27 protein-coding genes are annotated in these 20,598 nt (G+C 61.3%); 14 read left to right on the top strand and 13 right to left on the bottom strand.

Annotation, left to right across the window (positions count from 1 at the left end; translation table 11 throughout):
• The first annotated feature begins 261 nt into the window (after positions 1-261).
• Positions 262-639, top strand: a complete 378-nt coding sequence (locus CH286_RS27350; RefSeq protein ID WP_094611005.1) for a PLDc N-terminal domain-containing protein — start codon at positions 262-264, stop codon at positions 637-639.
• On the opposite strand, the gene lepB (CH286_RS27355) is transcribed toward CH286_RS27350, so the two are convergent.
• Entirely contained in the window at positions 640-1,377 is a 738-nt protein-coding gene (lepB, locus tag CH286_RS27355; protein WP_094610996.1) for a signal peptidase I, read from the bottom strand.
• A gap of 40 nt (positions 1,378-1,417) precedes the next feature.
• Between lepB (CH286_RS27355) and CH286_RS27360 the strand changes: the two genes are divergently transcribed.
• Genes CH286_RS27360 through CH286_RS27370 form a run of 3 tightly spaced genes read left to right on the top strand, consistent with a single transcriptional unit; the run spans position 1,418 to position 3,179 of the window.
• Positions 1,418-1,759, top strand: coding sequence for a hypothetical protein (locus tag CH286_RS27360; RefSeq protein ID WP_032405458.1), 342 nt, complete (start codon positions 1,418-1,420; stop codon positions 1,757-1,759).
• A gap of 34 nt (positions 1,760-1,793) precedes the next feature.
• A complete protein-coding gene (locus CH286_RS27365; protein ID WP_094610997.1) occupies positions 1,794-2,657 on the top strand; it encodes a hypothetical protein in 864 nt (287 codons plus the stop codon).
• A gap of 36 nt (positions 2,658-2,693) precedes the next feature.
• The gene (locus CH286_RS27370) at positions 2,694-3,179 is read left to right on the top strand and encodes a hypothetical protein (RefSeq protein WP_094610998.1); all 486 of its coding nucleotides are present in this window, start codon (positions 2,694-2,696) and stop codon (positions 3,177-3,179) included.
• Between the two features lie 22 nt (positions 3,180-3,201).
• On the opposite strand, the gene CH286_RS27375 is transcribed toward CH286_RS27370, so the two are convergent.
• Positions 3,202-4,803 carry an ABC-F family ATP-binding cassette domain-containing protein gene (locus CH286_RS27375; protein ID WP_094610999.1) on the bottom strand — a complete coding sequence of 534 codons (1,602 nt, stop codon included), beginning with the start codon at positions 4,801-4,803 and terminating at the stop codon, positions 3,202-3,204.
• Between the two features lie 653 nt (positions 4,804-5,456).
• Between CH286_RS27375 and CH286_RS27385 the strand changes: the two genes are divergently transcribed.
• Positions 5,457-5,708, top strand: a complete 252-nt coding sequence (locus CH286_RS27385) for a hypothetical protein (RefSeq protein ID WP_094611001.1) — start codon at positions 5,457-5,459, stop codon at positions 5,706-5,708.
• Here the strand turns inward: CH286_RS27385 and CH286_RS27390 are convergent.
• Entirely contained in the window at positions 5,705-6,133 is a 429-nt protein-coding gene (locus CH286_RS27390; RefSeq protein ID WP_094611002.1) for a hypothetical protein, read from the bottom strand. The genes CH286_RS27385 and CH286_RS27390 overlap by 4 nt on opposite strands.
• Positions 6,134-6,285: 152 nt before the next feature.
• Between CH286_RS27390 and CH286_RS27395 the strand changes: the two genes are divergently transcribed.
• Positions 6,286-6,714 carry a hypothetical protein gene (locus tag CH286_RS27395; protein WP_094611002.1) on the top strand — a complete coding sequence of 143 codons (429 nt, stop codon included), beginning with the start codon at positions 6,286-6,288 and terminating at the stop codon, positions 6,712-6,714.
• Here CH286_RS27395 and CH286_RS27400 read toward each other — a convergent pair.
• Entirely contained in the window at positions 6,711-6,962 is a 252-nt protein-coding gene (locus CH286_RS27400) for a hypothetical protein (protein WP_094611001.1), read from the bottom strand. The two genes, CH286_RS27395 and CH286_RS27400, sit on opposite strands and share 4 nt — an antisense overlap.
• A 653-nt stretch (positions 6,963-7,615) precedes the next feature.
• On the opposite strand from CH286_RS27400, the gene CH286_RS27410 reads away from it, so the two are divergent.
• Entirely contained in the window at positions 7,616-9,217 is a 1,602-nt protein-coding gene (locus CH286_RS27410; protein WP_094610999.1) for an ABC-F family ATP-binding cassette domain-containing protein, read from the top strand.
• A 22-nt stretch (positions 9,218-9,239) separates the two neighbouring features.
• Here CH286_RS27410 and CH286_RS27415 read toward each other — a convergent pair whose 3' ends face one another.
• Genes CH286_RS27415 through CH286_RS27425 form a run of 3 tightly spaced genes read right to left on the bottom strand, consistent with a single transcriptional unit; the run spans position 9,240 to position 11,001 of the window.
• Complete coding sequence (locus tag CH286_RS27415; protein WP_094610998.1) at positions 9,240-9,725, bottom strand: hypothetical protein; 486 nt, start codon at positions 9,723-9,725, stop codon at positions 9,240-9,242.
• Between the two features lie 36 nt (positions 9,726-9,761).
• Positions 9,762-10,625 carry a hypothetical protein gene (locus tag CH286_RS27420; protein WP_094610997.1) on the bottom strand — a complete coding sequence of 288 codons (864 nt, stop codon included), beginning with the start codon at positions 10,623-10,625 and terminating at the stop codon, positions 9,762-9,764.
• 34 nt (positions 10,626-10,659) lie between these two features.
• Positions 10,660-11,001: a hypothetical protein gene (locus CH286_RS27425; RefSeq protein WP_032405458.1), complete on the bottom strand. Its 342-nt coding sequence runs from the start codon at positions 10,999-11,001 to the stop codon at positions 10,660-10,662.
• Positions 11,002-11,041: 40 nt separating this feature from the next.
• On the opposite strand from CH286_RS27425, the gene lepB (CH286_RS27430) reads away from it, so the two are divergent.
• A complete protein-coding gene (gene lepB, locus CH286_RS27430; protein ID WP_094610996.1) occupies positions 11,042-11,779 on the top strand; it encodes a signal peptidase I in 738 nt (245 codons plus the stop codon).
• Here the strand turns inward: lepB (CH286_RS27430) and CH286_RS27435 are convergent, their stop codons facing one another.
• On the bottom strand, positions 11,780-12,157 hold the full coding sequence (locus CH286_RS27435) for a PLDc N-terminal domain-containing protein (protein ID WP_094611005.1): 378 nt from the start codon (positions 12,155-12,157) through the stop codon (positions 11,780-11,782).
• Positions 12,158-12,427: 270 nt separating this feature from the next.
• Here CH286_RS27435 and CH286_RS27440 point away from each other — a divergent pair, with 270 nt between their 5' ends.
• The gene (locus CH286_RS27440) at positions 12,428-13,159 is read left to right on the top strand and encodes a dienelactone hydrolase family protein (RefSeq protein WP_094610995.1); all 732 of its coding nucleotides are present in this window, start codon (positions 12,428-12,430) and stop codon (positions 13,157-13,159) included.
• A gap of 19 nt (positions 13,160-13,178) precedes the next feature.
• Here the strand turns inward: CH286_RS27440 and CH286_RS27445 are convergent, their stop codons facing one another.
• From CH286_RS27445 to CH286_RS27460, 4 genes are all read right to left on the bottom strand, one after another.
• Positions 13,179-13,631, bottom strand: a complete 453-nt coding sequence (locus CH286_RS27445; RefSeq protein ID WP_094610994.1) for a hypothetical protein — start codon at positions 13,629-13,631, stop codon at positions 13,179-13,181.
• Between the two features lie 4 nt (positions 13,632-13,635).
• On the bottom strand, positions 13,636-14,658 hold the full coding sequence (locus CH286_RS27450; protein ID WP_176458377.1) for a hypothetical protein: 1,023 nt from the start codon (positions 14,656-14,658) through the stop codon (positions 13,636-13,638).
• A 12-nt stretch (positions 14,659-14,670) separates the two neighbouring features.
• Positions 14,671-16,017, bottom strand: coding sequence for a glycosyltransferase 87 family protein (locus CH286_RS27455; protein ID WP_255182788.1), 1,347 nt, complete (start codon positions 16,015-16,017; stop codon positions 14,671-14,673).
• A gap of 125 nt (positions 16,018-16,142) precedes the next feature.
• Positions 16,143-17,147, bottom strand: a complete 1,005-nt coding sequence (locus CH286_RS27460; RefSeq protein WP_094610992.1) for an EamA family transporter — start codon at positions 17,145-17,147, stop codon at positions 16,143-16,145.
• 93 nt (positions 17,148-17,240) lie between these two features.
• On the opposite strand from CH286_RS27460, the gene CH286_RS27465 reads away from it, so the two are divergent.
• The 5 genes from CH286_RS27465 (at position 17,241) to CH286_RS27485 (ending at position 19,995) form a co-directional block, all read left to right on the top strand.
• Positions 17,241-17,771: a MarR family winged helix-turn-helix transcriptional regulator gene (locus CH286_RS27465; protein ID WP_230592692.1), complete on the top strand. Its 531-nt coding sequence runs from the start codon at positions 17,241-17,243 to the stop codon at positions 17,769-17,771.
• A gap of 149 nt (positions 17,772-17,920) precedes the next feature.
• On the top strand, positions 17,921-18,394 hold the full coding sequence (locus CH286_RS27470) for a DIP1984 family protein (protein ID WP_094611003.1): 474 nt from the start codon (positions 17,921-17,923) through the stop codon (positions 18,392-18,394).
• Between the two features lie 255 nt (positions 18,395-18,649).
• Complete coding sequence (locus tag CH286_RS27475) at positions 18,650-19,213, top strand: cysteine hydrolase family protein (RefSeq protein WP_032405462.1); 564 nt, start codon at positions 18,650-18,652, stop codon at positions 19,211-19,213.
• Positions 19,214-19,360: 147 nt separating this feature from the next.
• Positions 19,361-19,690, top strand: a complete 330-nt coding sequence (locus CH286_RS27480) for a hypothetical protein (protein WP_141215912.1) — start codon at positions 19,361-19,363, stop codon at positions 19,688-19,690.
• Positions 19,691-19,692: 2 nt separating this feature from the next.
• Positions 19,693-19,995 carry a hypothetical protein gene (locus CH286_RS27485; RefSeq protein ID WP_094610990.1) on the top strand — a complete coding sequence of 101 codons (303 nt, stop codon included), beginning with the start codon at positions 19,693-19,695 and terminating at the stop codon, positions 19,993-19,995.
• Between the two features lie 35 nt (positions 19,996-20,030).
• Here the strand turns inward: CH286_RS27485 and CH286_RS27490 are convergent, their stop codons facing one another.
• Positions 20,031-20,498 carry a hypothetical protein gene (locus CH286_RS27490; RefSeq protein ID WP_037147025.1) on the bottom strand — a complete coding sequence of 156 codons (468 nt, stop codon included), beginning with the start codon at positions 20,496-20,498 and terminating at the stop codon, positions 20,031-20,033.
• Positions 20,499-20,598: the final 100 nt, after the last annotated feature.

Raw genomic sequence — 20,598 nt, 5'->3', positions numbered from 1 at the left:
TTTCGGGAGCTGATCAACGGCGCTCCCGGACCGACCTGCTGTCAGATCGTGTCACTCCGAAGGAGCATCCATGTCGGTACTGCGTTCACGGCTACCACCTCCTCGGACTCGTACGTCGCACAGAAGGTAGCAGGGGACGACGCACTCGGCCAGCGATTACTTTCCGGCCAGGAGCCCGTGCTCTTCCACTGTCGAATTCACGATTCTCCCGCTACGATCCTCGATACAACAGACCGGATGGTCTCGAGCGTGGAGGATCGAATGCCGTACGTCGGTTTGCTGGTGATGCTGCTGTGGGTGTTCTGCCTGATCGACGTGATCACTGCCGATGACGGCGGGGTCCGGTATCTCCCCAAGATCGTCTGGCTGCTGCTCGTGGTGTTTCTACCGTTTGCAGGATCGCTGGCCTGGCTGTTCGCGGGACGCCCGATTGGGGGTGGAATCTGGGGAGGTCCAGGCGGCGGCTCCGGCTACCGGAGGGCAACCAACTCCGAGTTCCCGGAATACGAGACGCGGCCCGGCCGACAAGCTGCACAGAATCCTGAAGCCGACGCCGAGTTTCTGCGTCGCTGCCGAGAACGGGCCGAAGAACAGCGTCGCATCGAGCGTGAGCGTCGCAACCGCGATCTAGGGTTCTGATCAGCGTTGCTGAATCGACGGCGAATCGATGGTTCCCCAGCGCGAGGGTGGCAACACGATCAGACGCGCCTTTCCGACGACATCGTCGACCGGAACGGTGCCACCCAGTTCATCCCTGGCATGAGATCTGGAATCTGCTGAGCCGCTTCGATTGTCGCCCATCATCCACAGATTGCCAGACGGTACGGTCACCGGGCCGAAGCAGCGACCGGATTGCGGCGTGGTCTCGCACGTGAGCGTGTTCGCTACGAACGGGAAGTCCATGACGATGTACGGCTCGTCGAGTGGCTTCCCGTCTACTTCGACGCGACCCTGGGAGTCGCAACACTGGACGGTTTGCCCGCCGGTTGCGATGACTCGTTTCACCAGATCGTTCTCGTCGGGCGCGACCAGTCCGGCCCACGAACCCGCGTCTTGCACTGCCTTGCCAATCGGGTTGGTCGATCGCGTCGAGGTGTAGCCGACGTTCCACGACGACGTCGGTGCCTTGAACACCACCACATCACCGGGCTGCGGATCACCGAAGCGAAAGGTGATCTTGTCCACCACGATTCGATCACCTGTACACCCCGGACACCCATGCAAGGTGGGCTCCATGGACTGGGACGGAATCAAGTACACCCGACCGACGAACGTCTGAAGCAGAACACTCAGCACCAGCGCGACGACGACGAGTACGGCTGTCTCACGCAACCAGGACGGGGCTTTACGTCGCTGACTGTCGGGTGCTTTCGTCATCCTGGAAGTCTAAAGCCCTCCGTCGCGTATCGTACCGTGCATGCTGTTTGTCGGTCTTCTGGTCGCTGCGCTCGGTGCGGCGATGATGACGATCGCGACCAGGCAATTATCGCGCGTGAACGAAGGCCACTATTTGCCGGTAATCATCGGAAAATTCGCAGTCGCTTCCCCTTTGAAGGTCACAGCGCTGCGGGTTGCGGCCCAGGCCGTCTCCGTGATCGGTGCGTGGACCGTTGTGACGGCGCTCTGGGACGTCACAAACGCCACGCCTGCGGTGGCAGTCGGATTGATCGCTCTTGTTGCTCCAGTGGCAGTTCCAGTCATCGTCATCACCACCGCTCATAACAGTCGCCTACCGGATTCGCGTCGTCCAACCTCGTGAGCATCTCGGTCGCACCGAAAGGAGAACAACCTCGATGAATTGGTTCGTATCGGCCCGCAGTGCCGAGACCATCAGCAGCACGATTCGTACTGGCGAATCAGCAGATTGGGACGAGGCCGTTGCGCAGGCGATACAGACCGGTCGCGAATTGACGCACGCGGACGACGGCACTCAGCTCGGCCCCGCGCGGAACTATCGAATCGGCGACGGTGAGGTGGTATCGACCGCCGACGGCAGCAGTACCGCGAGCGACGATGATCTACGACGACGCATACAGCAGCAAACCGAGTACGACGCCGGAGTCGCCAACGCAGCTCCGACTCCATCGAAATCGGTTGCCGAACAATGGGCCCGAATTGCCCAGTGGCTCGCGGACAACCTCTCGTCCGTGTCGATCACCGGTGCCGCGGACGAACAGATTCAGGACGCAATGCGTTCAACCGGCGGCCTGTGGCCCGAGGAATTGACGTCGTTCTTCCGACTGGTCAATGGCTTCCCCCGCGAAAACTGGGTTTCGATCTTTCCTATGCACGAGCTGTTCGATGTCGACCGCACCGTCAGCGAACGTCAGCTCGAGCTCGACATCTGGGGTGAGATCGACGCCGAGATGGGTGCCGAACCTCAGGTCGGAACGGCAGCTGGAGAGTACGTCGGAACCTACTTGCCTGAGTTCATTCCGTTCGCGGGAGCAGACGGCCATCTGCTGTTCGTCGACGCTCGGTGGGGCCCTCTCCATGGTTGCGTCACAGAGTTCCAGAAGGTCGACGCCGACAGTGCAGGCCCCAAGTGGCCATCGTTGAGCGCGATGTTGACGGACTTGGCAGATAGCCTCGAGAACGGCACAGTCTTCGATGGACATACTCACTCCGTTGTCGACGGCCAATTGCGTTGGGAGTAGGCAGTGGTGGCTCGACGATCGGTACATACTGAGCCGATGAGAAGTGCTGGAATGGCCGTCATCGCTCTCGTGATGCTTGTCTGCGCGTGCACGCCTGCCGAAGTCGATGAACCCCGAGTTCCGGTGGCCTCGGTTCGTTCGACCCAGTTCTCCCCTCCCCCTCCGCCGGTCACCGACACTGTTCCCACCGCAGAGCAACTCACCGAGCTCCTCGCTGCAAGCCTGAATTACGGTATACGGGAGGACGATCGGGCTCGTCTGTTCGACGGACCCGTCGAACGCAACGTGTCACTCGCACGCGCGTGGGGTGCCCAACCCGATCCACAACACATCGAATTCACGACGGTCGAGCCTGTCGGACCGGACGCGGTCCACGCGAGTGGGCAAGGGCATCTGGGAAATATCGAGCCCTATCCGGTCGGTCCGATTCCCTTCGTCCGTTGGGACAACGAATGGAAGGTCTCCCGCACCTTCGCGTGCGGATTCGTGGGCGCTTTCGACGGCCCCGACGCGTGCGCGTGAGTCGGAGTACCCGGCCCCGCACCTATCGTTCACCCTCGAGATCAAGAACATCCCAGTCGCTCAGGTCCCGACGCATCTGTCGATCGTGGGTGGAGACAACCACCGTCGCGTCGGTTGCGTGCAATGCCTGGGTCAATTCGTCCGCCAAAGCGATGGACAGATGATTCGTCGGCTCGTCGAGCAACAGGACGTGTGGGCGGCGAGCCAGTGCGAGCGCCAGATCGAGTCGACGCTGTTGACCCATCGAGAGCTCCCCGATTCGCTTGTTCGCCTCCCTCGATCGCAACAGACCGAGCGAAGACAACGAGACCGTAATGCCGGTACAGGACCGGAAGTACTGCCCTGCTGAACATTCTGGAGGTAGTGCGGACTCCTGCCGCAGCAGCACTACTCGCGCAGCACGAGAAGCCCGAACCTGCCCAGCCGTCGGATCCAGCTCACCCGCCAGCACGGACAGCAGTGTGGACTTTCCCGACCCGTTGGGGCCGGTCACCACCTGCTTGCCGCCCGCCTCCAGGTTCAACGACACCGGCCCATTCAGCCGACCATCGACTGCGACATCATCCGCAATCAACAGGGGAGAACCGGATGCTGCAGCGATCTCCGGAAACCTCAACCGCTGAGGGGGTTCCGGAACGGGCAGCAGCTGAGATTCCAAATCTTGCTGCCGGCGTTGCACGTTCCGGACGAGACCCCCGGCGCGGGTGGCACGCTGATGCTTGTTCGTGCCCTTGTCGGGTCTCCAACTGCCGACGAGCCTGTTCTGCGCCTTGCTCAGATCCTCGCGCAGTCTCGCCGTCTCCGCCAATTGCTGTCGATGCTCCTGCTCCCACCTGACCAGCTCGGCAGCGCGCCCGGCGCGATAGCTGTCGTATCCGTCGCCGTAGATGCGTGGCCGGCCGTCCGGTGTCGGGTCGAGGTCCAGAATCTGTTGCGCTACATCGGAGATCAGCGCGCGGTCGTGGCTGACCACTACGACACCGCCTGTACGAGCTCGAAGTCGGTCCGTCAGATAGTCGAGGCCCGCTCGGTCGAGGTGATTGGTCGGCTCGTCGAGCAGCAAGAAATCGTGATTCCCTCCGAGTAGGCACGCCAGTCTCACCCGATAACGTTGTCCGACAGACAGTTCGGTCAGTATCCGAGATCTGTCGCGCACTGCGCCGAGGCCATCGAGAGCGATATCCACCCGCCGCTCGGCGTCCCACGCATCGAGAGACTCGACTCGCTCCAATGCTGTGGAGTACCTCTGCTCGGCTCCTCCGACGCCAGTAGCGAGTTCCTCCGCGGCGGCGTCGAGATTCGCCAAAGCCACAATCGAATCGGCGACGGATTCTCGAAGCACCTCGCCCACTGTTCGTTCATCGGTGGTGACCATTTCTTGCTCGGCCACTCCGACAGTTCCGACGCATGACATGGAGCCGGTATCCGGCGTCAGCCTTCCGGCCAGGACGTTCAGGAGGGTTGACTTGCCGCGCCCGTTCTCGCCCACGATCGCCCACCGCGATGCGGCAGTCACCGCGATGTCGACACCGCTCAATACAGTCGATCCGCCGAAGGCGACAGTGATGTTCGAGGCGATGAGTTGAGCGTCGGAGCGCGCAGAAACAGCTGTTGAATGTGACATTTGATCTCCAAAGAGCTAGCGCACCACAATAAGTGCGCCTAAGTTGACGGGACTGGACCACGACGGTCCCAGAACGACGGCACCAACAGACGCCGGTATTCCCGGCGCTCGGTGGTGCTTACGTAGCCCGTCACTCGAAGATCAAATGCATGCCCCGACGGTAGCAATCAGCATCTCTGGACTGCCACCTCTTTTTGGGGCGTGCACCTCGAATTGGGTGATGCTGCCGCTTACCCACCCCGCAAACGCGCGCGCATTTGCGTGAAATCCCCTGGATCCGATCACTATTCCGAACGCGGATGACAAGTGCGCGCGCGTTTGCGAACGACCCGACCCGCAACCGGAACCGGAACCCGGATCGGAACCGTCATACTTCCGATCTGTGCGACCCATCGAGTCGACTTCTGATGCGGCGGATGGCCCTCCAGCCCGCGGGTGTTGCGATCGTACTCACGATCGCTCCGAAGGCGATGCCCTGCGACAGCGCCGACCATTCACCAGGACTGTCTCCGAACAGCGGCCACGTGTACACAACACCCAGTACCACCAGGAAGATCACCGCGCGCATAGCGTCCCCGTCTCTCACTCGAATCGGACAAAGTCGACCGCTCGGTATATTGTTACGGTACCGACTGCACCACAGAAGGATCGACGTGTCGAACCAGCGAACGTTTCGCGAGTATGTGATGACCGGCCCGATGAGCAAGAAGGGCGGGGCTACTCGCAGCGACTACATCAACGCTCTCGCATTGGTTCCCGCGGTGGTGGTCGGATTTCTCCTGGCTCGACTGGTAGCGAGTTTCGGATCGATTGCCCTCGACATCGCGGTCGGATGCCTTGGCGGCGCGATCACCGGAGTTCTGTACCTCTATCTCGCATATCGGGTCGACTGCCGGCGGACCTAGGTCAACTCGACGTCTGCATTGGCGTAGTCAACCGGCGCGAGTAGGTAAGCGAACAAGCAGCTGACGGCCCCCAAAACTGCCAGCGCGATCAACGACGCCGGGAAGCCCGAGTCCCCGGCCGATGCGGCTACTCCCCAGGCGAAGAGGGTGCCGACCAGCAACACCACCGAAGCCGCAGAGCACAAACCGAATCGATGACGCCATCGGTTGCGAGTACGAGGTGGCCAGAACACCGCGGTCCGCATCGCATAGCGCCCGCCGGCAACCGCGACGAGTCCGACCAGCACCCCGCAGAGCCCGCCGATGATGACGAAAGGTGTCAGATTCCACCACCGGCCGTCGACGACGACCGGCAACATGATCACAGCGGCTGTGCATGCACCGCTGATGGCGGCAACACACAGCTCCTTCGCGATCCATTCCATGGACTGACTCAAACATACGATGGTGGGTTCATCGAATCGAGTGCAGGCAACCGCCCATCGACCTCAGCAAACGCGCGCGCGTTTGCTGAGGTCGATGGGCGGTTGCCTGCACTCGATTCGATGAACCCACCATCGTATGTTTGAGTCAGTCCATGGAATGGATCGCGAAGGAGCTGTGTGTTGCCGCCATCAGCGGTGCATGCACAGCCGCTGTGATCATGTTGCCGGTCGTCGTCGACGGCCGGTGGTGGAATCTGACACCTTTCGTCATCATCGGCGGGCTCTGCGGGGTGCTGGTCGGACTCGTCGCGGTTGCCGGCGGGCGCTATGCGATGCGGACCGCGGTGTTCTGGCCACCTCGTACTCGCAACCGATGGCGTCATCGATTCGGTTTGTGCTCTGCGGCTTCGGTGGTGTTGCTGGTCGGCACCCTCTTCGCCTGGGGAGTAGCCGCATCGGCCGGGGACTCGGGCTTCCCGGCGTCGTTGATCGCGCTGGCAGTTTTGGGGGCCGTCAGCTGCTTGTTCGCTTACCTACTCGCGCCGGTTGACTACGCCAATGCAGACGTCGAGTTGACCTAGGTCCGCCGGCAGTCGACCCGATATGCGAGATAGAGGTACAGAACTCCGGTGATCGCGCCGCCAAGGCATCCGACCGCGATGTCGAGGGCAATCGATCCGAAACTCGCTACCAGTCGAGCCAGGAGAAATCCGACCACCACCGCGGGAACCAATGCGAGAGCGTTGATGTAGTCGCTGCGAGTAGCCCCGCCCTTCTTGCTCATCGGGCCGGTCATCACATACTCGCGAAACGTTCGCTGGTTCGACACGTCGATCCTTCTGTGGTGCAGTCGGTACCGTAACAATATACCGAGCGGTCGACTTTGTCCGATTCGAGTGAGAGACGGGGACGCTATGCGCGCGGTGATCTTCCTGGTGGTACTGGGTGTTGTGTACACGTGGCCGCTGTTCGGAGACAGTCCTGGTGAATGGTCGGCGCTGTCGCAGGGCATCGCCTTCGGAGCGATCGTGAGTACGATCGCAACACCCGCGGGCTGGAGGGCCATCCGCCGCATCAGAAGTCGACTCGATGGGTCGCACAGATCGGAAGTATGACGGTTCCGATCCGGGTTCCGGTTCCGGTTGCGGGTCGGGTCGTTCGCAAACGCGCGCGCACTTGTCATCCGCGTTCGGAATAGTGATCGGATCCAGGGGATTTCACGCAAATGCGCGCGCGTTTGCGGGGTGGGTAAGCGGCAGCATCACCCAATTCGAGGTGCACGCCCCAAAAAGAGGTGGCAGTCCAGAGATGCTGATTGCTACCGTCGGGGCATGCATTTGATCTTCGAGTGACGGGCTACGTAAGCACCACCGAGCGCCGGGAATACCGGCGTCTGTTGGTGCCGTCGTTCTGGGACCGTCGTGGTCCAGTCCCGTCAACTTAGGCGCACTTATTGTGGTGCGCTAGCTCTTTGGAGATCAAATGTCACATTCAACAGCTGTTTCTGCGCGCTCCGACGCTCAACTCATCGCCTCGAACATCACTGTCGCCTTCGGCGGATCGACTGTATTGAGCGGTGTCGACATCGCGGTGACTGCCGCATCGCGGTGGGCGATCGTGGGCGAGAACGGGCGCGGCAAGTCAACCCTCCTGAACGTCCTGGCCGGAAGGCTGACGCCGGATACCGGCTCCATGTCATGCGTCGGAACTGTCGGAGTGGCCGAGCAAGAAATGGTCACCACCGATGAACGAACAGTGGGCGAGGTGCTTCGAGAATCCGTCGCCGATTCGATTGTGGCTTTGGCGAATCTCGACGCCGCCGCGGAGGAACTCGCTACTGGCGTCGGAGGAGCCGAGCAGAGGTACTCCACAGCATTGGAGCGAGTCGAGTCTCTCGATGCGTGGGACGCCGAGCGGCGGGTGGATATCGCTCTCGATGGCCTCGGCGCAGTGCGCGACAGATCTCGGATACTGACCGAACTGTCTGTCGGACAACGTTATCGGGTGAGACTGGCGTGCCTACTCGGAGGGAATCACGATTTCTTGCTGCTCGACGAGCCGACCAATCACCTCGACCGAGCGGGCCTCGACTATCTGACGGACCGACTTCGAGCTCGTACAGGCGGTGTCGTAGTGGTCAGCCACGACCGCGCGCTGATCTCCGATGTAGCGCAACAGATTCTGGACCTCGACCCGACACCGGACGGCCGGCCACGCATCTACGGCGACGGATACGACAGCTATCGCGCCGGGCGCGCTGCCGAGCTGGTCAGGTGGGAGCAGGAGCATCGACAGCAATTGGCGGAGACGGCGAGACTGCGCGAGGATCTGAGCAAGGCGCAGAACAGGCTCGTCGGCAGTTGGAGACCCGACAAGGGCACGAACAAGCATCAGCGTGCCACCCGCGCCGGGGGTCTCGTCCGGAACGTGCAACGCCGGCAGCAAGATTTGGAATCTCAGCTGCTGCCCGTTCCGGAACCCCCTCAGCGGTTGAGGTTTCCGGAGATCGCTGCAGCATCCGGTTCTCCCCTGTTGATTGCGGATGATGTCGCAGTCGATGGTCGGCTGAATGGGCCGGTGTCGTTGAACCTGGAGGCGGGCGGCAAGCAGGTGGTGACCGGCCCCAACGGGTCGGGAAAGTCCACACTGCTGTCCGTGCTGGCGGGTGAGCTGGATCCGACGGCTGGGCAGGTTCGGGCTTCTCGTGCTGCGCGAGTAGTGCTGCTGCGGCAGGAGTCCGCACTACCTCCAGAATGTTCAGCAGGGCAGTACTTCCGGTCCTGTACCGGCATTACGGTCTCGTTGTCTTCGCTCGGTCTGTTGCGATCGAGGGAGGCGAACAAGCGAATCGGGGAGCTCTCGATGGGTCAACAGCGTCGACTCGATCTGGCGCTCGCACTGGCTCGCCGCCCACACGTCCTGTTGCTCGACGAGCCGACGAATCATCTGTCCATCGCTTTGGCGGACGAATTGACCCAGGCATTGCACGCAACCGACGCGACGGTGGTTGTCTCCACCCACGATCGACAGATGCGTCGGGACCTGAGCGACTGGGATGTTCTTGATCTCGAGGGTGAACGATAGGTGCGGGGCCGGGTACTCCGACTCACGCGCACGCGTCGGGGCCGTCGAAAGCGCCCACGAATCCGCACGCGAAGGTGCGGGAGACCTTCCATTCGTTGTCCCAACGGACGAAGGGAATCGGACCGACCGGATAGGGCTCGATATTTCCCAGATGCCCTTGCCCACTCGCGTGGACCGCGTCCGGTCCGACAGGCTCGACCGTCGTGAATTCGATGTGTTGTGGATCGGGTTGGGCACCCCACGCGCGTGCGAGTGACACGTTGCGTTCGACGGGTCCGTCGAACAGACGAGCCCGATCGTCCTCCCGTATACCGTAATTCAGGCTTGCAGCGAGGAGCTCGGTGAGTTGCTCTGCGGTGGGAACAGTGTCGGTGACCGGCGGAGGGGGAGGGGAGAACTGGGTCGAACGAACCGAGGCCACCGGAACTCGGGGTTCATCGACTTCGGCAGGCGTGCACGCGCAGACAAGCATCACGAGAGCGATGACGGCCATTCCAGCACTTCTCATCGGCTCAGTATGTACCGATCGTCGAGCCACCACTGCCTACTCCCAACGCAATTGGCCGTCGACAACGGAGTGAGTATGTCCATCGAAGACTGTGCCGTTCTCGAGGCTATCTGCCAAGTCCGTCAACATCGCGCTCAACGATGGCCACTTGGGGCCTGCACTGTCGGCGTCGACCTTCTGGAACTCTGTGACGCAACCATGGAGAGGGCCCCACCGAGCGTCGACGAACAGCAGATGGCCGTCTGCTCCCGCGAACGGAATGAACTCAGGCAAGTAGGTTCCGACGTACTCTCCAGCTGCCGTTCCGACCTGAGGTTCGGCACCCATCTCGGCGTCGATCTCACCCCAGATGTCGAGCTCGAGCTGACGTTCGCTGACGGTGCGGTCGACATCGAACAGCTCGTGCATAGGAAAGATCGAAACCCAGTTTTCGCGGGGGAAGCCATTGACCAGTCGGAAGAACGACGTCAATTCCTCGGGCCACAGGCCGCCGGTTGAACGCATTGCGTCCTGAATCTGTTCGTCCGCGGCACCGGTGATCGACACGGACGAGAGGTTGTCCGCGAGCCACTGGGCAATTCGGGCCCATTGTTCGGCAACCGATTTCGATGGAGTCGGAGCTGCGTTGGCGACTCCGGCGTCGTACTCGGTTTGCTGCTGTATGCGTCGTCGTAGATCATCGTCGCTCGCGGTACTGCTGCCGTCGGCGGTCGATACCACCTCACCGTCGCCGATTCGATAGTTCCGCGCGGGGCCGAGCTGAGTGCCGTCGTCCGCGTGCGTCAATTCGCGACCGGTCTGTATCGCCTGCGCAACGGCCTCGTCCCAATCTGCTGATTCGCCAGTACGAATCGTGCTGCTGATGGTCTCGGCACTGCGGGCCGATACGAACCAATTCATCGAGGTTGTTCTCCTTTCGGTGCGACCGAGATGCTCACGAGGTTGGACGACGCGAATCCGGTAGGCGACTGTTATGAGCGGTGGTGATGACGATGACTGGAACTGCCACTGGAGCAACAAGAGCGATCAATCCGACTGCCACCGCAGGCGTGGCGTTTGTGACGTCCCAGAGCGCCGTCACAACGGTCCACGCACCGATCACGGAGACGGCCTGGGCCGCAACCCGCAGCGCTGTGACCTTCAAAGGGGAAGCGACTGCGAATTTTCCGATGATTACCGGCAAATAGTGGCCTTCGTTCACGCGCGATAATTGCCTGGTCGCGATCGTCATCATCGCCGCACCGAGCGCAGCGACCAGAAGACCGACAAACAGCATGCACGGTACGATACGCGACGGAGGGCTTTAGACTTCCAGGATGACGAAAGCACCCGACAGTCAGCGACGTAAAGCCCCGTCCTGGTTGCGTGAGACAGCCGTACTCGTCGTCGTCGCGCTGGTGCTGAGTGTTCTGCTTCAGACGTTCGTCGGTCGGGTGTACTTGATTCCGTCCCAGTCCATGGAGCCCACCTTGCATGGGTGTCCGGGGTGTACAGGTGATCGAATCGTGGTGGACAAGATCACCTTTCGCTTCGGTGATCCGCAGCCCGGTGATGTGGTGGTGTTCAAGGCACCGACGTCGTCGTGGAACGTCGGCTACACCTCGACGCGATCGACCAACCCGATTGGCAAGGCAGTGCAAGACGCGGGTTCGTGGGCCGGACTGGTCGCGCCCGACGAGAACGATCTGGTGAAACGAGTCATCGCAACCGGCGGGCAAACCGTCCAGTGTTGCGACTCCCAGGGTCGCGTCGAAGTAGACGGGAAGCCACTCGACGAGCCGTACATCGTCATGGACTTCCCGTTCGTAGCGAACACGCTCACGTGCGAGACCACGCCGCAATCCGGTCGCTGCTTCGGCCCGGTGACCGTACCGTCTGGCAATCTGTGGATGATGGGCGACAATCGAAGCGGCTCAGCAGATTCCAGATCTCATGCCAGGGATGAACTGGGTGGCACCGTTCCGGTCGACGATGTCGTCGGAAAGGCGCGTCTGATCGTGTTGCCACCCTCGCGCTGGGGAACCATCGATTCGCCGTCGATTCAGCAACGCTGATCAGAACCCTAGATCGCGGTTGCGACGCTCACGCTCGATGCGACGCTGTTCTTCGGCCCGTTCTCGGCAGCGACGCAGAAACTCGGCGTCGGCTTCAGGATTCTGTGCAGCTTGTCGGCCGGGCCGCGTCTCGTATTCCGGGAACTCGGAGTTGGTTGCCCTCCGGTAGCCGGAGCCGCCGCCTGGACCTCCCCAGATTCCACCCCCAATCGGGCGTCCCGCGAACAGCCAGGCCAGCGATCCTGCAAACGGTAGAAACACCACGAGCAGCAGCCAGACGATCTTGGGGAGATACCGGACCCCGCCGTCATCGGCAGTGATCACGTCGATCAGGCAGAACACCCACAGCAGCATCACCAGCAAACCGACGTACGGCATTCGATCCTCCACGCTCGAGACCATCCGGTCTGTTGTATCGAGGATCGTAGCGGGAGAATCGTGAATTCGACAGTGGAAGAGCACGGGCTCCTGGCCGGAAAGTAATCGCTGGCCGAGTGCGTCGTCCCCTGCTACCTTCTGTGCGACGTACGAGTCCGAGGAGGTGGTAGCCGTGAACGCAGTACCGACATGGATGCTCCTTCGGAGTGACACGATCTGACAGCAGGTCGGTCCGGGAGCGCCGTTGATCAGCTCCCGAAAGGCACGACCATGCATTTCACGTCCGAACAACGTCTCGATGATCATGTCCTCGAACGCAAGTTCACACTCGGCGACATTCCCGGGATCCTGTGGACCCCGGTATTCCGCACCGCTCCAACACCTTTGATTCTCTTCGGCCATCCCGGTGGTCTCGATATGATGTATTCGCGTCTTGCCGCTCGGGCGCGACACGCGGTGAGCGCAGGTTACGCCGCAGCAACCCTCGAACTACCGGCTAGCGGGATGCGTCCGCGATCTGTTGTCGCCGAGCAGGCTCGAGCAGATCTGCGCCGAGCAGTGGGAGCCGGCGAACCGGTCACCGACGACATCATCGATCGACTCGTCCTTCCACTGGTCGAGAAGGCGGTACCGGAGTTGCAGGCTGCTCTGGATTCTCTCCTCACTCTCCCCGGAGTTGTTGGACCTGTCGGCTATTCGGGAGGTGTGGCGGCCATCGGAGTTCGCCTCGCGGTTGTTGAGCCACGCATCGCGGCCGCGCTGCTGTTCGCCGGTAGCTTCGTGCCCCGCGCCACATTCGACGAGGCCAAGCAGGTGAGCATTCCGCTGCAGGTCCTTCTGCAATGGGACGACGAAGGAAACGACAGGAACATGGCGTTGAGTTTGTTCGACGCTTTCGGCTCGTCGGAAAAAACGTTGCACGCCAACATGGGTGGGCACACCGGCGTCCCGCACTTCGAGGGCGACGATGGAAACAAATTCTTCGACCGGCATCTGAAGTAGTTGCGCGAGGTCGGGTCGATCAGTGACCAGCGCAGTAGATGTACAGAGACGATCCCCGCGCGCCCCTGGTGAACACAACGGAGACAGGGTCTCTCGATCCCTGAGCGGGGCGCGACATGGATAGCATCTCGGCTTCGCAACTGAAGCCCAGTGAGGTCCAGCTGGTCTTCGTGGCGGTGCCGCACGTAGCCGGTTGCAGCGGGGGATACGACGGGTTGGCCGCAGTGACAGCCGGCCCGTCCAATTCCTTCGGTGCGTCGAATCGAGCGGACCACGCGGGTTGGCCCACGAACTCCGAGTACATGACGCCCTGAGTGAACTGGAATCCATCCGGGATTGCGAAGGCGATCTTCTCCACCTCGCGCGACGCATCGTCTTCGTCCATGGACATGGGTTTTCCGGGCTCGAAGGAACCACACGAGGTGGTGAGAAGGACCAGCAATGCAAGCGCTGCCTTCCACGAACTGTTCATGTCATCACCGATCTCGGGTGAGGGTGCCGTATGCGGAAATCGGTAGCTCTCGGAGGAATCCCAATCCTGCGACGCGTCGGCACCCGTCCAATTCGACTGTGAGGTGGGTGGATCCGGAACCGTCGGGGCGAGTCAGGTCGGTAGAGGCAAACAGTGTTGCCGGAGTCGAGCACGGCTGAGCGATAGGCGCGTCGGCGATGTAGCCGAGCAATTCGATGCTGTCCGGCCGGTCGAGGGTGAAGGACGTTCCCGCGACGGTCTCGTATTCGGCAGGCGAGTCGTCCGCGTCTTCGGATCCGGCGTACGTGCAGACCTGCAGGAATCCGACATCGTCTGTGGGTGCCACCAAAGCCGGAGGAAGCATCGAATCGCCTGTGCGTCGACGCTCGACTGCACTGGCAACGTCGGCGTCGGAGGTCTCGTAGAATTCCCCGCTCATAGCTGGGCCCGAACACACAGTCGCGTAGTCGTAGTCGTAGCCCGTGGAGTAGACGGTCCGAGAAACTTCGTCCAGTTCGTTCAACAACTGAAGCGGCTCGTCTCGTAGTCCGCACGGTTCGGCAGGCCAGGCGGGACGAAATGCTCGACCCGATGCGTCGACGAACCACAGTCCGACGGGTGCTTCGACCGAGTAGGCACAGCTCGCCATGATGCCGCTGGCAAAACGTGTCGAGGGGACTGCGAACTCGCCCATCGCGGCCTCGACGTCCCCGCGGAGACGGACCGAATCCAACGTCAGCACGTTGTCGTCACTGAGCGCCCGTTCGCATCTGAGTACTTCGACCGGCTCGAAATATCGCGGGGGATAGCCCGGCGTAGGGGCATCGACAGTGACGTTCGGATCCCACACAGAGCCGCCCAGTGCGGAGACGATGTCGTCGGCCATGCAGTTCGGAGTCCGCGTGGTACTTGCCGTAGGTGGTCGGTACGACTCGGTCTCGATTCCGACGAACGGCAGTATGTGGCCGCAGGATGTCAGCAGTCCGCACAGTGTGATCACTGGAATCGCCCGAGCGGATCTACGCATACTGCAGGCTACTCAGCATCGCTTTGCGTACTGGGCACCTGTTCCTCGTCCGGCTCGGTGGAACGATGAGAGCATGGTGACGGTGATCATGGCCAGAAAGACTGCTGGATAGGTGAATTGAACGGCAGCCTCGAAAGCGGGTGATCCCTCGAACATGAAGATTCCGATTGCTTTGATTCCGCGGTAGTCGGTGAAGTACCAGGCGATCATGGGCACGGTGACCGCTACCGGAGTCAGCCAGCTCCACCAGGTGCGACGGCGAATGGCGTAGTCGATGGCGACGATGGCCAGCGGTATGCACCACACCCAGTGGTGACCCCATGCGAAAGGAGACACCATCGGCGTCGCGAGGCCGCAGATCACCAATGCCAGCAACGTCTTACCTGCTTTGTGCGCGCGTGCAGCTGTCCAGAGAGCGAGGACGGCAACGGCGGCAGCAATGACAAACCAGACGATGAACGGCGGTGTGTTGCCCGGCCACAGGCGAGCCAGGGCTCCGTGAATCGACTGATTGGCCGGTGACGCGAGTGCCCCGATCCGTTCGGAGTCGACCATCGTCGCGGTCCAGAACTTCCACGAATCGGAAGGGATGATCAGGAATCCTGCTGCAACCGTGACCACGAAGGCGGCACCCGCGGTGAGCGCCGCGCGCCATTGTCTGACGGCCAGCAGATGGAGGACGAAGAACGCGGGAGTCAGCTTGAGCCCTGCAGCAATTCCCACACCGACACCGCGGAGACGACTGCCCTCACCTCGGTTGAGATCGAACAGAACCGACACGAGCAGTAGCAGGTTGATCTGTCCGAGCCAGATGGTCATGCGCACGGGCTCGAGCCAGGTGAACGCGATCGCCATCGGCGCGCTGACGAGATACATTCCGCCGGTGCGATATCCGAGCGACCGCCAGCTCAGGACTACCGTCGCGTAGACCAGCAGCACATTGATCACCTGCAGCAGTGTCACGGCAGTCGTCACGGTGAGCAGCGCGAGCGGGGTGAAGACCAATGCCGCGAACGGCGGGTAGGTAAAGGGCAATCCGATATCGAACAGTGCGAACTCGTACAGCGGCTGACCATTCAGGACCACCTCGCCGCCGTGTCGGTAGACGATGGTGTCTATTCCGTTGCCGAAGAGGCCGAACGGCACTTTCCATCCCAGGAAGTACGCATGTGCTGCGATGGCGATGCACGCTGCAAGGGTCGATCCCGCCAGCCATCGAGGACCGAAGCGATCCGGCGTCGTGTGTCCAGGTTGAATCGGAACGGACTGCGCGCGTGTGCCTTCGACGAACGACTCTTGCCCAGCATGCGTACGCGATCCAGTTTCGGTTCGTAACGGCATGTAGCTGGACGACGTCATGAAAGACACGATAGAACGTTGTGGCTGTGACCAGGGACGCGACACGGACTGACCGGTCGTTTTATGGAGCAGTCGTCACAACGCACCGGGTCCAGTCCCTGAATCGACGCCGCGATCCAGATGCACTACTTGTTTCTGGACGGGAACAAGGAATTCAGTTGGTATCGAGGATGGTTCGACGAGCCGTGTTTCTTGCCAGCCGAATCGGCTTCGGGTCCGCGTCGCACGAACTGCCCGGCTATCGAACCGATGAGTGCGATACCGAACCCCAGACATTGAAGTCCGGTCATGTTCTGTCCCAGTGCGATCCATCCGACGACTGCCGCAGTCAGAGGGCTCAGTACGCCGAGGAGTGTGATGTTGGCGGGAGGAAGAGCGCGGGCACCGCGAAACCACAGTGAATAGGCCAAGGCACCGCCTATCACTGCGAGCCAGGCATAGCCGACTACAGCCTCGGTATCGATTGCCCATGGACCGTCGTCGACGATCGGAATCAACGGAGAAATGACAATGCCGCCGACGAGTAATTGCCACGCAGTGGAATTGAGCGGGTTGGTGATGGGTGGCACGCCCCAGCGTCTCGTGAAAGTGACACCGGTGGCCATGCTGACCGTTCCGACTACTGCAGCGGCAAGACCGATTGCGTCGAGTCGGATTGTGCCCGATGTGGCCGTCAGTGCGACCCCGGCGACGGCGACGATGGCCCATCCGATGTGCACTGGGCGTGTGCGTCCCCAGTCGAACCCCGTGGATATCGCGATGATAATGAGTGGTTGCGCAGACCCGACGACTGCGGCGACCCCTCCGGGTAGTCGGTAGGCCGCCACGAACAGCATCGGAAAGAACACGCCGATGTTCAATACGCCGAGGGTTGCGGTCTTCAGTCGCCAACCCTTGCTGGGTATGCCTGGCGCGACGAGCAGCAGAAGTAGTCCGGCGGGCACCGCACGCAGGACGCTGGCCGTCATCGGCCGATCCGGAGGAAGAAGTTCGGTGGTCACCAGGTATGTCGTGCCCCAGAGGATGGGAGCAAGGGCAGCAGCGGCCGTCAATCCGAGAGTCGAGGAGGCGATGTCACGCGGGAGGCGTCGACCATCGGTTGGTTGTGTCTGCGTGCGAGGTGTCCGCATTGTTGGCTCATCTCCGGGACCGGGTCCTTGAACATCTCAACGCTCAACTATCTAGTGTTGAACGGTAGGACTGCCGTGTCAGAATGTCAACAATTGAGCGCTGAAGTTTTGAAGGGTGGTTGGTCGATGGCGAACGAGGCACTCGACGCAGTGGACCGGATAGTCGAGCAATGGCAGGCCGAGCGGCCCGATGTGGATGTCAGCCCTATGGCCGTTATCGGCCGCATCAGCCGAGCAGCATCCGTTCTGGACAAGCGCACGCAGGCTGTGTTGGTCGAATTCGGTTTGCAGTCAGGTGAATTCGACCTGATTGCGACGCTCCGACGCGCCGGGGCTCCGCATCGTCTTACCGTCGGACAGTTGTTGGACAGCGCGATGGTGACGTCGGGCGCTGTTACGCACCGTCTGAACCGGCTGACCGGCAAGGGGCTGATCGAGCGAGAAATCGATCCCACCAACCGTCGGGTGGTCATCGTGCAATTGACGCCGGCCGGAATTGCCGCAGTGGATGCCGCGCTACCCGCGCACGTGGCCAACGAGGAAGCTCTGCTCAGGTCACTGAATCCGGATGAGCGAAGCCAACTTGCAGGCTTGTTGAAAAGACTTCTCCTGGACCTTCGGTGAAGGTGTGGCGATCGGTCACTCGCACAAGGCCTTCCGTATCGCGACGAACTGTGGTACTTGTTGTTCTATGAACACATTCGACGCGTCGAAAGGCGCATGAGCGCCCGTAGTCACCCCACCTCCGGTTCCAGTGCACCGAGGTGCAGATCATGAAGCTTGCCGAGGCCCTCGCTGAACGAGGGGAACTGATCAAGCGCTCCGAACATCTGAAAATTCGGATTCTGGCGAATGCCCGCCACCAGGACGGTGAATCACCGGCCGAAGATGCTTCGATTCTGTTGTTGGAGTACGGATCTGCACTCGATCGGCTCGAAGAACTCATACGCAGGATCAACCGGACCAACAGCACCGCGAGGATGCGGGACGGAACCATCACCGATGCGCTCGCGTCCCGCGACGTGCTGCGTATGCGGCACAGGGCGATCTCCGCCGCGGCGGACGCGGCGTCGGGACGTGATCAGGAGCGCAGGTACGGCCCGCGTCAACTGCGATCGGAGTTGGTCTACGTTGCAGCTCTTCCGGTTGCCGAATTGCGCTCTGCTGCAGACGATATTGCCCAACGGATTCGGTTGGTGGACTTGGAGATCCAACGCGTCAATTGGGAGTTCGACCTGATCGAGTAGCTCACCACATGCCGGGTAGTAGGTAGTTTTCGTTCGAGGCGAGCACGTGCCGTGGCCGGCGGTTTCCGGTCCTTCTCCTGCGTGATGAGCGGCGTCACGGGCATTGCCCGATCACAGTGCAGCTCAGTACGATTCACGGAGTACGGCGCACATAACACAACGCACTACCGTGTGCTGATCGAACGAAGACGAGGGTGGGTAAGGGGCCACCCGGCATCATGGTCTCCGCGGCTGTTCGCGGCTAGTCTGAACAGTATGAAGGCTCCATCGATATCTCTGGAACGGCCCGCTCTGATCGTCGTCGACGTGCAGGCTGGGTTCGATGATTCCGACTTCTGGGGTCCACGTGACAACCCGCTGTGCGAGAGCAATATCGCTGCACTCGTTGGCTTGTGGAGATCGAAGGCATGGCCGATCGTGTTCGTTCGACACGACTCCGACAACCCGCAGTCACCGCTGGCACCGGCGGGTGCGGGGCACGCCTTCAAGGACATCCTCGAGGGGACACCTGATCTGTTGATCAGCAAGCGAGTCAACTCGAGCTTCTACGGCACGCCGGATCTACACGCCTGGCTTCGCAATGAAGGCATCGATCAGGTGGTGATCTGCGGAATCACCACCAATCACTGCTGCGAGACAACCGCACGGATGGCGGGCAACCTCGGCTATGACACCTATTTCGTCATCGACGCGACCCATACGTTCGATCGCATCGCACTCGATGGAACCACGGTGCCTGCCGCGACATTGTCGGCAATCACGGCAACAAACCTGCATGGTGAATTCGCAACAGTGGTTACGACGGCCGATTTACTCTAAGGTTGACTCGATTGAAATTTGATACCGTTCGGTATGGGTAATCGGGCGACGGCAGGGCTGGCGGGTCCGATTGTGCTGCTGTACTTGGGTTTTTTCGCTTCGATCACAGTGATCACGTCTCTTGTTCACGGGTTGTTCGAGCCTCGGATGAACTGGGCCGAAATCGGGTTGGGCGGAGCATTTGTGTTCTCGTTGATGGTTATTGCCGGTTTTGCTGCGTGCGTGTCGGCGGTGTCGATGCTCGCCGCCTCCCCGAGGTTTCCCGGAATAGTGGCAACCCCAGGTTCCTCCGTCGGGCGGAAGGTCGAGTCGTTCGGTGCGACTGCGATCGCCTTCTTGGTTCTCGCACTTGCCTTCGCCGGCACCCTTCCATGGCTCGGGATACTGGCCCCGCTTGTCGCGGGGTGGGCGTGCGTGAACACAATTCGGATCTACCGGTCGTTCGCGTTGGGCGGCCGAGCACCGGCAGCGGGGTAGTTGTGAATACCGCCCTTGCGCTCGGGCTGATCGCGGGCGTCGTTGCGTTCAGCTACGCCTCGTCAGTCGGGTTGCGAGGAAAGGCACTGCATCCCGACTTCTACGGCCGCGACGTACCGCACCGAGTGAAGACCCCACCGCACCTGGGTGCACGGGCGAACAGGTTGTTCGTTCTGGTTCCGCTGGTTTGGCTATTCTCAGATTTGAATCGCAGATCAACGGCGGAGTTGGCCGGGCTGGCAGCCTACGTCTTCGTCGTCGTAATATTCGGCGGCTACCCGTTCGAGAAGGTCAAGTCCCTGTGACCGACCAGCCGATGGTAGGGGCTGTCTGCAGATGATCAGAAACTCGATCGTCTTGCTATCAAACCGCGAGCGGCGGAAATCGCAGCGACCAACGCGACAATAGCTACGGCGATGATGACTGATGCTGTATCAGCGTTCGAGCCGTTCAACGGTAACCAACACCAAGTGAGAAGGCCGGACACGAGTCCGGCCACGGTGCCGTGAAGCGAAGCGACCGAATGCGTGTTTTCCTTCGAGAGCGTTTCCCTCATCAATCGATCGGCAACTCTTGTTGCGGCAACCGCGAAGAAGCTCACGATCGCTCCCGGGATGAGGGACAGAACAACGAAGACCGCGCCGAAGAGAACCACGGCTGGATTCGACACGATCGCTCGAAGATCGACACCGATGAAGGTAACGGTGAGTGCAAAAGCCAGCGAGATCGGAAACCACACTGCCGACTCACGCCGGAAGCTCGCCGGTTGTCGCTGCGCACGGTTGTGCTTGTCGCCGTCGCTACTCATATGAGGTTCCCCCAGGATGGTGGACACCGAGATAGCGGGATCGTTGGTTCCGCTGGAAGGATGTCTTCATGTCCCGCAAACGCAGGTCGTTCACGACCGA

This window comes from Rhodococcus sp. WWJCD1, from assembly GCF_002258735.1.
Lineage (GTDB): Bacteria > Actinomycetota > Actinomycetes > Mycobacteriales > Mycobacteriaceae > Rhodococcoides.
Note: the sequence above shows the minus strand (reverse complement) of the source record. Positions and strands in the feature narration are given on the sequence as shown.